Origin of the sequence: Pseudomonas sp. S9 (assembly GCF_000222125.1) — a bacterium.
GTDB classification, from domain to species: domain Bacteria; phylum Pseudomonadota; class Gammaproteobacteria; order Pseudomonadales; family Pseudomonadaceae; genus Aquipseudomonas; species Aquipseudomonas segetis.
Genome location: NZ_AFFX01000012.1, coordinates 158,878 through 172,628, shown reverse-complemented (window position 1 = coordinate 172,628; position 13,751 = coordinate 158,878). Strand labels below are relative to the sequence as shown.

The following is a 13,751-nucleotide window of genomic DNA, read 5'->3' as shown; positions in this document are numbered from 1 at the left end:
TGAGTCCAAGGCTCTGCGTGCGCACCATCTATTAGTTATCTCCCGTTTGCCGCCTGCATCTAGGGTGACTTCTGTAAATTGACCCTCTAGAATGCATGCCCTTGATCTGGGACTGGAAACAGTCGGCTTAATGTCTGTGCAACGAGGATTATCAATGCAAGTTTCTGTTGAAAACACTTCCGTACTCGAGCGTCGCATGACCGTCGGTGTACCCGTCGAGCGCATCGAGACCGAAGTCAACAAGCGTCTGCAGCAGACTGCTCGTCGCGCCAAGGTCCCTGGCTTCCGTCCAGGCAAGGTACCGATGAGCGTTATTCGTCAGCGCTACGAAGACTCGGCGCGCCAAGAAGCCTTGGGCGAGCTGATCCAGGCGACCTTCTATGAAGCTGTTGTCGAGCAGAAGCTGAACCCGGCTGGCCAGCCAGCGGTAGAGCCCAAGTCGTTCGAAAAGGGCAAGGACCTCGAGTACGTCGCTACTTTCGAAGTGTTTCCCGAGTTCGAAGTAACCGGCCTGGACACCATAGCTGTCGAGCGCCTGGAAGCTGAAGTTGTTGATGCTGATGTCGACAACATGCTGGATATCCTGCGTAAGCAGAACACCAGCTTTGAAGCTGTTGAGCGTGCCGCTGAAACTGGCGACCAGCTGACTATCGACTTCGTTGGCAAGATCGACGGTGCTGAGTTCGCAGGTGGTTCGGCCAAGGGCACCCAGCTGGTTCTGGGTTCTGGTCGTATGATTCCTGGCTTTGAAGACGCCCTGGTTGGCGCCAAGGCTGGTGAAGAGAAGGTCATCAATCCAACCTTCCCTGAAGATTACCAAAACCTTGACCTGGCCGGTAAAACCGCAGAGTTCACTGTCAATGTGACTGCTGTTGCTGCGCCAAAGCTGCCTGAGCTGAATGACGATTTCTTCGCGCTGTTCGGTATCAAGGAAGGCGGCATTGAAGGTTTCCGCGCCGAAGTTCGCAAGAACATGGAGCGCGAGCTGCGCCAAGCCATCAAATCCAAGGTCAAGAACCAGGTGATGGACGGCTTGCTGGCTGCCAACCCGATCGAAGTGCCAAAGGCGCTGCTGTCGAGCGAAGTTGACCGTCTGCGCGTTCAGGCTGTTCAGCAGTTCGGCGGCAACATCAAGCCAGACCAACTGCCAGCCGAGCTGTTCGAAGAGCAGGCCAAGCGTCGTGTGGTGCTGGGCTTGATCGTTGCCGAGGTAGTCAAGCAGTTCGATCTGAAGCCGGATGATGCTCGCGTTAAAGAGTTGATCACTGAAATGGCCTCTGCTTACCAAGAGCCTGAGCAGGTTATTTCCTGGTACTACAAGAACGATCAGCAGATGAACGAAGTTCGCTCTGTTGTGCTCGAAGAGCAAGTTGTAGATACTGTTTTGCAGAAGGCGAATGTGACCGATAAAAAGGTCTCTTACGAAGAAGCTGTCAAGCCGGTGGAAGCTCCAAAAGCCGACTGATTTCTTTACCTCGTTCGAACACACCATAAGCCAGCCCTCGTGCTGGCTTATGCGTATTTGAAATATGACTATCTAGGGAGCGAGTGCAAGAAATGTCCCGCAATCCTTTCATGCAACAAATGCCTGACATGCAAGCCGCTGGCGGCTTGGTACCTATGGTTGTCGAGCAGTCGGCCCGTGGTGAGCGCGCCTACGACATCTATTCACGTTTGCTCAAGGAGCGAGTGATCTTCCTGATTGGTCCGGTCGAAGACTACATGGCCAATCTGGTTGCCGCACAGCTGCTGTTCCTTGAAGCAGAAAACCCGGATAAAGACATTCACCTGTATATCAACTCGCCAGGTGGCTCGGTAACTGCGGGTATGTCGATCTACGACACCATGCAGTTCATCAAGCCGGACGTGTCGACCACCTGCATTGGCCAGGCCTGCAGCATGGGTGCGTTCCTGCTGGCCGGTGGCGCGCCAGGCAAGCGTCATTGCCTGCCAAACTCGCGCATGATGATTCACCAGCCTCTGGGTGGCTTCCAGGGCCAGGCATCGGACATTGACATCCATGCGAAGGAAATCCTTCACATTCGTCACCGTCTCAATACCTTGCTGGCCCATCACACCGGTCAAACGCTTGAAACCATTGAGCGTGATACCGAGCGTGACAACTTCATGAGCGCTGAGCGTGCGGCTGAATATGGCCTGATCGACTCGGTAATGATGAAGCGTGATATGCCTGCCTAAGCAGTTCAGATGAAGGTGGTTGGTCTATCTAACCACCTGTGGACTTGAAAAAGCCCACGTTTGCCTTCATCTTGTGTTTCAAGCCTACCGTATTGGATTGATCGAATGACTGACACCCGCAACGGCGAGGACAACGGCAAGCTGCTTTATTGCTCCTTCTGCGGCAAAAGCCAGCATGAAGTACGTAAATTGATTGCTGGTCCTTCCGTCTTTATCTGCGACGAGTGCGTCGACCTGTGCAACGACATCATCCGCGAGGAGGTGCAAGAAGCCCAGGCCGAAAGTACTGCGCACAAATTACCTGCGCCCAAAGAAATTAGCGCAATCCTTGACCAGTACGTAATTGGTCAGGAGCGTGCGAAAAAGGTTCTGGCGGTAGCGGTGTACAACCACTACAAGCGCCTTAACCAGCGCGACAAGAAAAGTGACGATGTTGAACTGGGTAAAAGCAATATTTTGCTGATCGGTCCAACCGGCTCGGGTAAGACCCTGCTGGCTGAAACCCTGGCGCGCTTGCTCAATGTCCCGTTCACCATTGCCGACGCGACCACCCTGACCGAAGCTGGTTATGTGGGTGAAGACGTCGAGAACATCATCCAGAAGCTGTTGCAGAAGTGCGACTACGATGTGGAAAAGGCCCAGATGGGCATTGTCTACATCGACGAAATCGACAAGATTTCACGCAAGTCTGACAACCCGTCGATTACTCGCGATGTATCGGGTGAGGGCGTTCAGCAGGCGTTGCTGAAGCTGATTGAGGGCACCGTTGCTTCGGTTCCACCCCAGGGTGGTCGCAAGCATCCGCAGCAAGAGTTCCTGCAGGTTGATACCCGCAGCATTCTGTTTATCTGTGGTGGCGCTTTCTCTGGCTTGGAAAAAGTGATCCAGGGTCGCTCCGAGAAGGGCGGTATTGGTTTCAATGCGCAGGTTCGCAGTAAGGACCTGGGTAAGAAGATCGGCGAATCGCTGCGCAATGTCGAGCCTGATGATTTGGTCAAGTTTGGTTTGATTCCCGAGTTCGTTGGCCGCTTGCCGGTTATCGCAACTCTGGACGAGCTGGATGAAGCTGCATTGATGCAGATTCTGACCGAGCCAAAAAATGCCCTGACCAAGCAGTACGCCAAGTTGTTCGAGTTGGAAGGGGTTGACCTGGAGTTCCGTCCAGACGCCCTGAAATCGGTCGCGCAAAAGGCGCTGGAACGTAAAACCGGTGCACGTGGTTTGCGCTCCATCCTCGAGGGCATCCTGCTTGACACCATGTATGAGATTCCATCTCAGACGGATGTCAGCAAGGTCGTCATCGACGAAAGCGTGATTGATGGCACATCGCAGCCACTGTTGATCTACGAAAACAGTGAGCCGCCAGCCAAGGCTGCGCCAGACGCATAATTCGTCTGTTACATCCTGAATGCAAAAGGGCCTGCGGGCCCTTTTTGTTTTTTAGTCATGGCGCTTGTTTTTTCTTGGGGGTAGCCCCATCTTAGGGTCAAGGGTCATTCCCATCGTTTACGGCCGTATGGTCGCTGTAGAGCCGAAATCATGAAGACAACCATCGAATTGCCTCTCCTGCCGCTGCGCGATGTCGTGGTCTATCCGCACATGGTCATCCCGTTGTTCGTAGGGCGTGAAAAATCCATAGAAGCACTCGAAGCCGCGATGTCGGGCGAAAAGCAGATCCTGCTGGTCGCACAAAAGAATCCGGCTGACGATGATCCAAATGAAGAAGGCCTCTACCGAGTTGGCACCGTCGCCACGGTGTTGCAGCTGCTCAAACTGCCCGACGGTACCGTCAAGGTGCTGGTTGAGGGTGAGCAGCGGGGTGAAATCGAGCAGTTTATCGAGGCCGATGGCTACTTCCGCTCGGAAGTCCAGCTGCTTGACGAAGCCGAGGTCGCCGAGCGTGAGTCAGAGGTCTTCACCCGTAGCCTGTTGAGCCAGTTCGAGCAGTATGTGCAGCTGGGCAAGAAGGTCCCGGCTGAAGTGCTGTCATCGCTCAACAGTATCGATGAGCCAAGTCGCCTGGTCGATACCATGGCCGCGCACATGGCGCTGAAGATCGAGCAAAAGCAGGAAATCCTCGAAATTACCGATCTGTCTGCGCGTGTCGAGCACGTGCTGGCCCTGCTCGACGCCGAGGTTGACCTGCTTCAGGTTGAAAAGCGTATCCGTGGGCGGGTCAAGAAGCAGATGGAGCGCAGCCAGCGCGAGTACTATTTGAATGAGCAGATGAAGGCCATTCAAAAAGAGCTGGGCGATATCGACGAGGGCCACAATGAGATCGATGAGCTGAAAAAGCGCATCGAAACATCGGGTATGAGCAAGGATGCCCATGCCAAGGCCACCAGTGAGTTGAATAAGCTCAAGCAGATGTCGCCTATGTCGGCTGAAGCCACTGTGGTGCGCTCCTACATCGAGTGGCTGACTAACGTGCCGTGGAAGGCGCAGAGCAAGGTTCGCCTTGACCTGGCGCGCGCCGAGACCATTCTCGACGCCGATCACTATGGCCTGGAAGAAGTCAAGGACCGTATCCTCGAGTACCTCGCCGTGCAAAAGCGGGTGAAGAAGCTCAAGGGGCCGGTGTTATGCCTGGTGGGGCCTCCTGGCGTAGGTAAAACCTCGCTGGCGGAGTCGATCGCTACCGCAACCAATCGTAAATTTGTCCGCATGGCGCTGGGTGGCGTGCGTGATGAGGCGGAAATTCGCGGTCATCGCCGCACTTATATCGGTTCCATGCCCGGTAGATTGATACAAAAGATGACCAAGGTTGCGGTGCGCAATCCGCTCTTCCTGCTCGATGAAATCGACAAGATGGGCCAGGACATGCGCGGCGATCCGGCTTCGGCATTGCTGGAAGTGCTTGATCCCGAGCAAAACCACAACTTCAACGATCATTACCTGGAGGTCGACTACGACCTTTCGGATGTGATGTTCCTTTGTACCGCCAACTCGATGAATATTCCGGGGCCGTTGCTCGACCGCATGGAAGTGATTCGTCTGCCTGGCTACACCGAAGACGAAAAAATCAACATCGCCATCAAGTATCTGGCGCCAAAACAGACTCAGGCCAACGGCGTGAAGAAGGGCGAGCTGGAGTTTGAGGTCGACGCGATTCGCGACATCGTCCGTTATTACACCCGTGAAGCCGGTGTGCGCAGCCTTGAGCGGCAGATTGCCAAGGTTTGCCGTAAAGCGGTTAAGGATCACGCCAAGGAAAAGCGTTTCAAGGTCCTGGTGACCGCCGAAAACCTCGAAGATTTCCTCGGCGTGCGCAAGCATCGCTACGGTTTGGCCGAGCAACAGGACCAAATTGGTCAAGTTACCGGGCTTGCCTGGACTCAGGTTGGTGGAGAATTGCTGACCATTGAAGCCGCCGTTGTACCCGGCAAGGGCCAGTTGATTAAAACCGGTTCATTGGGTGACGTGATGCTCGAATCCATCACTGCCGCGCAGACGGTAGTGCGCAGTCGGGCGAAAAGTTTGGGCGTGCCTCTGGACTTCTATGAGAAGCGCGACATCCATATCCACATGCCGGAAGGGGCGACGCCCAAAGACGGCCCCAGCGCGGGCGTGGGGATGTGTACGGCGCTGGTTTCTGCGTTGACTGAGATCCCGGTGCGCGCAGACGTTGCAATGACCGGTGAAATCACCTTGCGCGGTCAGGTTTTGGCCATCGGCGGCCTCAAGGAAAAACTGCTTGCAGCTCACCGTGGCGGCATCAAAACCGTGATTATTCCGGAAGAAAATGTGCGTGATTTGAAAGAGATTCCGGAGAACATCAAACAAGACCTGCAGATTAAACCCGTGAAATGGATTGACGAGGTCCTGCAAATTGCGCTGCAATACGCCCCGGAGCCCTTAGCTGATGCGGCTCCAGAGTTAGTTGCAAAGGACGAAACTCGCGAGTCTGATTCCAAGGAGCGAATCAGCACGCATTAGCCGGAAGGGTTCCTTGACACCATTTTAGAGCCCTTGTTATAAAGCGGCTCTAATTGGGGCTAACGAGCCCTCCAGCACTCGCTTCACGTACACTAAAAAACGAAGAAATATTCTCAACAGAAATTAAGGGGACTTAGAGTGAACAAGTCGGAACTGATCGATGCTATCGCAGCATCTGCTGATATCCCAAAAGCTGTTGCTGGCCGCGCGCTAGATGCAGTAATTGAATCTGTAACTGGTGCTCTGAAGGCTGGTGATTCTGTTGTATTGGTAGGCTTTGGTACTTTCGCAGTTAAAGAGCGCGCAGCTCGCACTGGCCGCAACCCACAGACTGGCAACCCAATCAGCATCGCGGCAGCCAAGATCCCAGGTTTCAAAGCTGGTAAAGCACTGAAAGACGCTGTTAACTAAGCGCCTTTCGGGCATTGCCCATCAGGTCGGCTTGATCGCTGATCTGACAGCGGAGCGGTAGTTCAGTCGGTTAGAATACCGGCCTGTCACGCCGGGGGTCGCGGGTTCGAGTCCCGTCCGCTCCGCCAGTTACGAGAAGGCGCATCCTCGGATGCGCCTTTCTTCTATCCGGAACTTACCCACACTGCGCGGCTGATTTCTTTATACAGTCGTTCTGGGGGATGCATGCTTCAGAATATTAGGGACAATTCACAAGGTTGGATTGCCAAGACTATTATCGGCATTATCGTTGCGCTGCTCGCTTTGACGGGTATCGATGCGATCTTTACCGGCACCAGTAATAGTCAGAACGCCGCCGAGGTTAATGGCGAAAAAATCACACAAAACGAGCTTGGCCAGGCTGTAGAAATGCAGCGTCGCCAACTGGTTCAGCAGTTGGGCCGGAATTTTGATCCCGCACTGCTTGATGAAAAACTATTGCGTGATGCTTCGCTCAAAGGCCTGATTGAACGTAGCCTGTTGCTGCAAGGCGCGACTGAAGCCAAGTTCGGGTTTTCCGAAGCTGCGCTGGACCAGGTCATCCTGATGACGCCTGAGTTCAGTGTTGACGGCAAGTTCGACGCTAACCGCTTTGACCAGGTGATTCGTCAGTTGGGCTATACCCGTATGCAGTTCCGGCAGATGCTCAAGCAGGAAATGCTTATCGGCCAACTGCGTGCAGGTTTGGCTGCCAGCAGCTTTGTAACCGACGAAGAAGTGCAGGCATTTGCCGCACTGGAAAAGCAGACCCGTGATTTTGCAACGCAGACAATCAAGGCTGATCCAGCTGCAGTGACGGTCAGCGATGATGACGTCAAAGCTTATTACGACGCGCAAAGCAGTCAGTTCATGAGCCCTGAGCAAGTTGTAGTCCAGTATGTCGAGCTGAAGAAGGACGCGTTCTTCGATCAGGTCGAGGTTGCTGACAAGGACTTGCAGGCTGCCTACAAAACCGAAATCGCCAATCTCACTGAGCAGCGTGACGCCGCGCATATCCTGATTGAAGTCAATGACAAGGTCAGCGATGCCCAAGCCAAGGCCAAGATCGAGGAAATCCAGAAGCGTCTGCAAAACGGTGAAGATTTCGCGGCATTGGCTAAAGAGCTGTCGCAAGACCCGGGTTCTGCCAATAACGGCGGCGATCTAGGCTACGCCGGCCCTGGCGTATACGATCCTGAATTTGAAAAGGCATTGTATGCGCTGGACAAGGATCAAGTGTCCGCGCCGGTGCGCAGTAGCTTCGGTTGGCACCTGATCAAGTTGCTGGGCGTGCAGGCGCCGCAAGTACCTAGCTTCGATAGCCTGAAAGAAAAACTGGTCAACGACCTCAAGGAACAAAAGGTCGAAAAACGTTTTGTCGAGGCGTCCAAGCAACTTGAAGACTCTGCATTCGAAGCCTCTGATCTGACCCAGCCTGCTCAAGAGCTTGGTTTGAAAATCGAAACCAGCAAGCCGTTCGGGCGCGAAGGCGGCGAAGGCATTACAGCCAACCGCAAGGTAGTTGAAGCGGCCTACAGCAGTGATGTGCTCGAAGGTGGTAGCAATAGCGCGGTGATCGAACTTGATCCAAGCACTGCGGTAGTGGTTCACGTCAAGCAACACCTCAAGCCTGAGCAGTTGAAGCTTGAAGAGGTCGCTGACAGCATCCGTGAGCACCTGACGACCGTGCGCGCCAGTGAGGCTGCAAAAGCCGCTGGTGAGAAGCAGATTGCCCAGCTTGCTGCGGGTGACGCCTCGAGCAGTAATGCCCAATGGGTTGTCACTGAAGCGGCGGCTCGCGCCCAGGAAGGTGTCGATCCAGCCGTGCTGCAGGCGCTGTTCCGCATGCCCAAGCCAGCTGATGATGGAAAGCCAACCTATACAGGCGTGAGCTTGGCCAATGGTGATTTCGTGGTGATTCGTCTCGACGGTGTGAGCAAGCAGGAACAAGCCCTGACTGACGAAGAGAAAACCACCTATCGTCGCGTGCTGGCGTCGCGTATCGGCCAGCAAGACTTTGCGGCTTACCGCAAACAGCTTGAAGCCAAGGCGGACATTGAGCGTTACTAATTTGTCCGCATGATAAAAAAGGCCGCTTAGCGGCCTTTTTTATTGTCTTGTCCTGTCCTGAATAAGGTTTACACCTTGTCTTGCCGGCATACGGCGCTAATCGAAACGGTATATATCCATGCCCAGGGCGCCCAGGGTGAAGCCTGTGTGAGCAACGCTGAATGCCGTGCCTGCGCCGTAGGCAAAAAATAGCGGGAGCAGGTGTTCATCCGTGGGGTGGTTGCGCGCTGCATGGGGCGCCTGCTGTCGATAATCGAGCAGGGCGCTTTGCGCGTTATCGGTCAGGGCTTGTACAACCCAATCACGAAACGCCTGGGCCCAGGGCTGTGCAGCATCGTGGGTTGCCTGCCAGTCGAGTTCGCGCAGATTGTGGGTGATGCTGCCCGAGCCAATCAGCAAATAACCTTCGCCGCGCAGCCGGGCTAATGCCTGGCCGATTCTGTACTGCATCGCGGGGCCCTGGCTCGGCAGCGATACCTGGACCACCGGGATGGTGGCATCTGCATACATGAGTGAAAGTGGCACCCAGGTGCCGTGGTCAAACGGGCGGTCGGCATCGAGGGTGGCGGGCAGGCCTTGGTCATTCAATAATCGAGCAACCCGGCTGGCGAGTTCAGGATCACCGGGAGCGGGATAATTGACTTGATAGAGCTCGGGCGGGAAGCCTTTGAAGTCATGCCAGGTGCTGGGTTGTGCTGCACTGCTGACCTGTAATGACTGGGTTTCCCAGTGTGCTGACATCAGGATTATGCCTTTGGGCCTGTCCAGGCTTGCAGCAAGAGCGCGCAGTGCAGGGCCGCTAGCGCCAGGCTCAAGTGCGAGCATGGGCGAGCCGTGGGAAATATAGAGGCTGGGGAGCATGGCTTATCCTGATAAATACGAGGCTGATGCCGAATGGAACAGTGCTTGTAGGAGCATTATTTGATCTGGCGTGCGAGGTATCAAATGCTAAAAACCGGAGCAATTGATCGATAAACTTGATGTTATCCTGCCTCGACCCTAAGCCTTTGGCTGCAATGGCATTTAGCGCGGTTATGGGTGAAGATACTGTTCAACGGAATGACTAGATGAGGCATGCAATGCAGGCGGATTTTTGGCAGGCTCGCTGGGAAAACAATGAAATTGGTTTTCACGCGAAACAAATCAACGGCTATTTGCAGGACAACTGGTCTGCGCTCGGTTTACAGGCGGGAGATCAGGTATTCGTGCCTCTGTGCGGCAAAAGCCTGGATTTGACCTGGTTGGCTGCCCAGGGTTTGCGGGTCACCGGTGTCGAGTTGTCGCACATTGCCGTGGAAGCTTTTTTCGCCGAGCAGCAACTTGAGCCCAGCATCACCCAGGAGGGCGCGTTCAAGGTCTATCGCGCCAGCTCGATAGAGATCTACTGCGGCGATTTCTTTGAGTTCGATGCGAACCTGGTTGAGAACTGCAAGGGCTTTTATGATCGTGCGGCACTCATCGCCTTGCCGCCGGAGATGCGGGCGCGTTATGTGCAGCATATGCGCTCGATCCTGCCATCTGGCTGCCAGGGGATCCTGGTCACCCTGATTTATGATCAGGCAAAGATGGATGGCCCGCCATTCTCGGTGGCTGATGAGGAGGTCGAGCGCTTATTCAGCAGCGGCTGGCAATGTCAGCACCTGCGTACCGAGGATGCATTCAATCGACGTTTTGCAGATCGTGGCCTTGAGACGCTTGAAGAGTCTGTGTACCGGCTGCGCCGCTGCTGAGTGCGAGCGCAGCTCAGGTCGCCTTGAGCGCGATTTTGTCAAAGATTTCCGGCGTAAGCGCAGCAAGTCCTTCGCGGTCGAGTACTTCGCGAGGGTGTTGCTCGCCGGGGAAACTGCTGTCGATCATGTTCAATAGCTGCAGGCCACGATCGGTGAGGACGAAGTTCTCGCCGTTACCGCCCTCGGCTTCGGGCCGTGGTGCAATAAAGTCAGCCTTGAGCAGCAGCGCCTCATAGTCGCATGCCTGAGCTTTGAGTTCGTCCTCATCAATAGGGCCAGCGCCTGCGCGTTGCTCTTCTTCTGCCAACTGCACCGCGTACTTGCGTGGATTGAAACGTTCGTTGGCCGAGCTTTGGACATGTTGCAGCAAGCGTTCAATGAGATCCCAGTTGTACTTCATGGTCGTACTCCTGCTTTTGGTTGTAGGGGCAAACGGCTACACAAAGTGCTGTGCCTTATTGGTGTCGACCGTGCTGCGCCGTTGATGTTCAGTTGCAAGGATCAGCGGCTGTTGCGGGTAAACCGCTAAACGTCCCCCGAAGCAATAAAAAAGGCGACCCTAAGGTCGCCTTTTTTGCGTTTGGCGGCTTAGCCGCGTTGACGCAGCGCCTCAATACGTACCTCGAGCGGTGGATGGCTCATCAGCAGGCCAGCCAGGCCGTTTTTCAGGCCGCCATTGATGCCGAAGGCGGCTAGGGTGCTTGGCATCTCGACCGGTACGCCTTGCTCGGAGCGCAGGCGTTGCAGGGCGGCAATCATGGCGTTGGTGCCGGCCAGCTTGGCTCCAGCTTCGTCCGCCCTGAACTCACGTTTGCGCGAGAACCACATGACGATGATGCTGGCGAGAATCCCCAGTACCAGCTCGGCAAAAATGGTTGCCACGAAATAACCGATGCCTGGGCCGTTTTCGTTCTTGAGGATTGCCTTGTCGACGAAGTTGCCGAAGATCCGTGCAAAGAACATCACAAAGGTGTTTACCACACCCTGGATCAAGGCCAGGGTCACCATGTCGCCATTGGCAACGTGACCAATCTCGTGGGCCAGCACGGCTTTGACTTCATCGGGCGAGAAGCGCTCAAGCAAGCCCTGGCTGACAGCAACCAATGCGTCGTTCTTGTTCCAGCCGGTGGCGAAAGCGTTGGACTCATAAGCCGGGAATATACCGACTTCAGGCATTTTGATGCCTGCCTCGCGTGACAGCTCCTCGACCGTTTGCAGTAGCCACTGTTCGTGACGGGTGCGCGGCTGGCTGATGATTTGTGTGCCCGTGCCCATCTTCGCCATCCACTTGGACAGAAATAGCGAAACAATCGAGCCGGCGAAACCGAATACCGCGCAGAAAGCCAGCAAACTACCGTAGTTTTGGCCGGTATAGCGGTCGACTCCCAGTATTTTCAAGGTGATGCTGGCAATCAGCAACACAGCCATGTTGGTGGCCAGAAATAAGAAAATGCGTTTCATGGTTTGAAACTACTCCTCGAGGGATAGGTATTCACGGTATGCAGGCTATATAAGGCCGCAGGCTCCAGGCTTCAACCGGGCGACTATTTCAAGCTGTTTCGTTATCAATGCCCAGATTGCCAATAAACAATAAGCGGGCGAGGCGGGCAAGTTGTTCGCTGTCCTGTTGGCTGATGGCCTGACGCAGTTGGAATGCCAGGGTTGCATGGACCCGGCGAACGCTTGACGGAAGGTCTGGTTCATCGCTGACAACATGGGGAATGCTGCGCGAGAGGCGTAAAAAACCTTTCTCGGTGAGCACCGCCTGGTCGAGCGCGTCATAGGCAATGCTGGACTCAAAGCGAATATAACCTTCTTCAGCCAGCCAAAGCTGTGCGCCGAGGCAGCTTTGATGGCGCTTGCTTGGCAGGCCGAACTCATCGGGTTCCTCGCGGCCAATCAGGTCTTCGATGTACAGCCCGATTTTGCGTGGGAAGGCCTGGTAAAGCATAAGTAGGCCTGCCGCTGCGTCTTTATAGAAATCGTCGATTTGCAGGTCCATAAATCTTGGCGCACTCATTGTCTAAAGGTCAGCTTTGCAGCGTGGATCGAGTCGACGCTGCAACGCCTGTTATTGGCTGTAACCCTTGAGGAAACTGCCAATGCGGCCGATGGCTTGTTCCAGGTCATCCACTCGCGGCAGGGTCACGACCCTGAAGTGATCGGTCCACGGCCAGTTGAACGCGGTGCCTTGGACAATCAGGAGTTTCTCCGAGAGCAGCAGGTCGAGAACGAATTTTTCATCGTTATGGATCGGGCAGACCTTGGGGTCGATCCGGGGGAACGCATAGAGCGCCCCCATTGGTTTTACGCAGCTCACCCCTGGGATGTCATTGAGCAACTCCCAGGTACGGTTGCGCTGCTCGAGCAGCCGGCCATGGGGCAGCACCAGGTCGTTAATGCTCTGGTAGCCGCCAAGCGCGGTTTGAATGGCATGCTGGCTGGGTACGTTGGCGCACAGGCGCATGTTGGCCAGGATATCAATGCCTTCGATATAGCTTTGCGCGCGATGCTTGGGCCCTGAGATCGCCACCCAGCCAGAACGGAAGCCGGCGACGCGATAGGACTTGGACAGGCCGTTGAACGTCAGGCACAGCACGTCTGGCGCCAGCGAAGCCGTACAGATGTGTTGTGCGCCGTCGTAGAGGATCTTGTCGTATATTTCGTCGGAGAACAGCACCAGATTGTGCTGGCGGGCCAGTTCGACGATATCGAGTAGAACTTCCCTGGAGTAGACCGCGCCCGTCGGGTTGTTCGGGTTGATCAATACCAGGGCCTTGGTGTTCGGCGTGATTTTCGCGCGAATGTCGGCAACGTCAGGAAACCAGCCCGCTTGCTCGTCACACAGGTAGTGCACAGGCTTGCCGCCGGAGAGGGCGACAGATGCGGTCCAGAGTGGATAGTCCGGGGCCGGGATCAGCACCTCGTCACCATTGTTGAGCAAGGCTTGCATGGCCATGACGATCAGCTCGGAAACGCCATTGCCCAGGTAGATGTCTTCGATGCCTATGCCTTCGACGTTCATCTGCTGGTAATACTGCATCACCGCCTTGCGTGCACTGAACAAGCCTTTTGAGTCGCTATACCCCTGGGCTGTGGGCAGGTTGCGAATGACGTCCTGGAGGATCTCTTCAGGGGCTTCGAAGCCGAAGGGTGCCGGGTTGCCGATATTCAATTTGAGAATGCGCTGGCCTTCTTCTTCGAGGCGCTTGGCATGCTTTAGCACAGGACCACGAATGTCGTAGCAGACGTTGGCGAGCTTGTTCGATTTGCTGAACTGCATGTGAAGTGATCCCAAGTAAATAACTAATCCCACGGGCACCGTTGGCGTTAGGCGGCTGTTAGCCAGGCGCGCCGCACAACAGGGCTGGAATGATACGTTGCAGC

Annotated in this window: 11 protein-coding genes, 1 tRNA gene and 1 pseudogene; 8 read left to right on the top strand and 5 right to left on the bottom strand. The window is 55.2% G+C overall.

Features of this window, described 5'->3' with window-relative positions; all coding sequences use genetic code 11:
• Window positions 1–154: 154 nt before the first annotated feature.
• From tig to PSES9_RS0120655, 7 genes and pseudogenes are all read left to right on the top strand, one after another.
• Entirely contained in the window at window positions 155–1,465 is a 1,311-nt protein-coding gene (gene tig / locus PSES9_RS0120685; protein ID WP_010490215.1) for a trigger factor, read from the top strand.
• A 92-nt stretch (window positions 1,466–1,557) separates the two neighbouring features.
• A complete protein-coding gene (clpP, locus tag PSES9_RS0120680) occupies window positions 1,558–2,199 on the top strand; it encodes an ATP-dependent Clp endopeptidase proteolytic subunit ClpP (RefSeq protein WP_010490214.1) in 642 nt (213 codons plus the stop codon).
• Window positions 2,200–2,304: 105 nt separating this feature from the next.
• A complete protein-coding gene (gene clpX / locus PSES9_RS0120675) occupies window positions 2,305–3,588 on the top strand; it encodes an ATP-dependent Clp protease ATP-binding subunit ClpX (protein WP_010490212.1) in 1,284 nt (427 codons plus the stop codon).
• A gap of 150 nt (window positions 3,589–3,738) precedes the next feature.
• Window positions 3,739–6,135, top strand: a complete 2,397-nt coding sequence (lon, locus tag PSES9_RS0120670) for an endopeptidase La (protein WP_010490209.1) — start codon at window positions 3,739–3,741, stop codon at window positions 6,133–6,135.
• Window positions 6,136–6,249: 114 nt separating this feature from the next.
• A pseudogene (locus PSES9_RS0120665) lies at window positions 6,250–6,546 on the top strand (HU family DNA-binding protein); the annotation flags it as partial.
• A 51-nt stretch (window positions 6,547–6,597) separates the two neighbouring features.
• Window positions 6,598–6,674: transfer RNA gene (locus tag PSES9_RS0120660), tRNA-Asp, on the top strand.
• A gap of 97 nt (window positions 6,675–6,771) precedes the next feature.
• Window positions 6,772–8,634 carry a SurA N-terminal domain-containing protein gene (locus PSES9_RS0120655; RefSeq protein ID WP_010490204.1) on the top strand — a complete coding sequence of 621 codons (1,863 nt, stop codon included), beginning with the start codon at window positions 6,772–6,774 and terminating at the stop codon, window positions 8,632–8,634.
• Between the two features lie 96 nt (window positions 8,635–8,730).
• On the opposite strand, the gene PSES9_RS0120650 is transcribed toward PSES9_RS0120655, so the two are convergent.
• Entirely contained in the window at window positions 8,731–9,495 is a 765-nt protein-coding gene (locus PSES9_RS0120650) for a DODA-type extradiol aromatic ring-opening family dioxygenase (protein ID WP_010490202.1), read from the bottom strand.
• A 218-nt stretch (window positions 9,496–9,713) separates the two neighbouring features.
• On the opposite strand from PSES9_RS0120650, the gene PSES9_RS0120645 reads away from it, so the two are divergent.
• A complete protein-coding gene (locus PSES9_RS0120645) occupies window positions 9,714–10,364 on the top strand; it encodes a thiopurine S-methyltransferase (protein ID WP_010490199.1) in 651 nt (216 codons plus the stop codon).
• Window positions 10,365–10,377: 13 nt separating this feature from the next.
• On the opposite strand, the gene PSES9_RS0120640 is transcribed toward PSES9_RS0120645, so the two are convergent.
• The 4 genes from PSES9_RS0120640 to PSES9_RS0120625 form a co-directional block, all read right to left on the bottom strand.
• Window positions 10,378–10,764, bottom strand: coding sequence for a hypothetical protein (locus tag PSES9_RS0120640; protein ID WP_010490197.1), 387 nt, complete (start codon window positions 10,762–10,764; stop codon window positions 10,378–10,380).
• Window positions 10,765–10,952: 188 nt separating this feature from the next.
• Window positions 10,953–11,825 carry a protease HtpX gene (gene htpX / locus PSES9_RS0120635; RefSeq protein WP_010490196.1) on the bottom strand — a complete coding sequence of 291 codons (873 nt, stop codon included), beginning with the start codon at window positions 11,823–11,825 and terminating at the stop codon, window positions 10,953–10,955.
• An 88-nt stretch (window positions 11,826–11,913) separates the two neighbouring features.
• On the bottom strand, window positions 11,914–12,366 hold the full coding sequence (locus PSES9_RS0120630) for a hypothetical protein (protein WP_010490194.1): 453 nt from the start codon (window positions 12,364–12,366) through the stop codon (window positions 11,914–11,916).
• Between the two features lie 69 nt (window positions 12,367–12,435).
• Window positions 12,436–13,647: a pyridoxal phosphate-dependent aminotransferase gene (locus PSES9_RS0120625; protein WP_010490192.1), complete on the bottom strand. Its 1,212-nt coding sequence runs from the start codon at window positions 13,645–13,647 to the stop codon at window positions 12,436–12,438.
• Window positions 13,648–13,751: the final 104 nt, after the last annotated feature.

Coding starts and splice junctions, on each gene's coding strand:
- PSES9_RS0120630 (WP_010490194.1), bottom strand. CDS start 12,366: ATGGACCTGCAAATCGACGATTTCTATAAAGACGCAGCGGCAGGCCTA.
- lon (WP_010490209.1), top strand. CDS start 3,739: ATGAAGACAACCATCGAATTGCCTCTCCTGCCGCTGCGCGATGTCGTG.
- PSES9_RS0120650 (WP_010490202.1), bottom strand. CDS start 9,495: ATGCTCCCCAGCCTCTATATTTCCCACGGCTCGCCCATGCTCGCACTT.
- tig (WP_010490215.1), top strand. CDS start 155: ATGCAAGTTTCTGTTGAAAACACTTCCGTACTCGAGCGTCGCATGACC.
- clpP (WP_010490214.1), top strand. CDS start 1,558: ATGTCCCGCAATCCTTTCATGCAACAAATGCCTGACATGCAAGCCGCT.
- clpX (WP_010490212.1), top strand. CDS start 2,305: ATGACTGACACCCGCAACGGCGAGGACAACGGCAAGCTGCTTTATTGC.
- htpX (WP_010490196.1), bottom strand. CDS start 11,825: ATGAAACGCATTTTCTTATTTCTGGCCACCAACATGGCTGTGTTGCTG.
- PSES9_RS0120640 (WP_010490197.1), bottom strand. CDS start 10,764: ATGAAGTACAACTGGGATCTCATTGAACGCTTGCTGCAACATGTCCAA.
- PSES9_RS0120655 (WP_010490204.1), top strand. CDS start 6,772: ATGCTTCAGAATATTAGGGACAATTCACAAGGTTGGATTGCCAAGACT.
- PSES9_RS0120625 (WP_010490192.1), bottom strand. CDS start 13,647: ATGCAGTTCAGCAAATCGAACAAGCTCGCCAACGTCTGCTACGACATT.
- PSES9_RS0120645 (WP_010490199.1), top strand. CDS start 9,714: ATGCAGGCGGATTTTTGGCAGGCTCGCTGGGAAAACAATGAAATTGGT.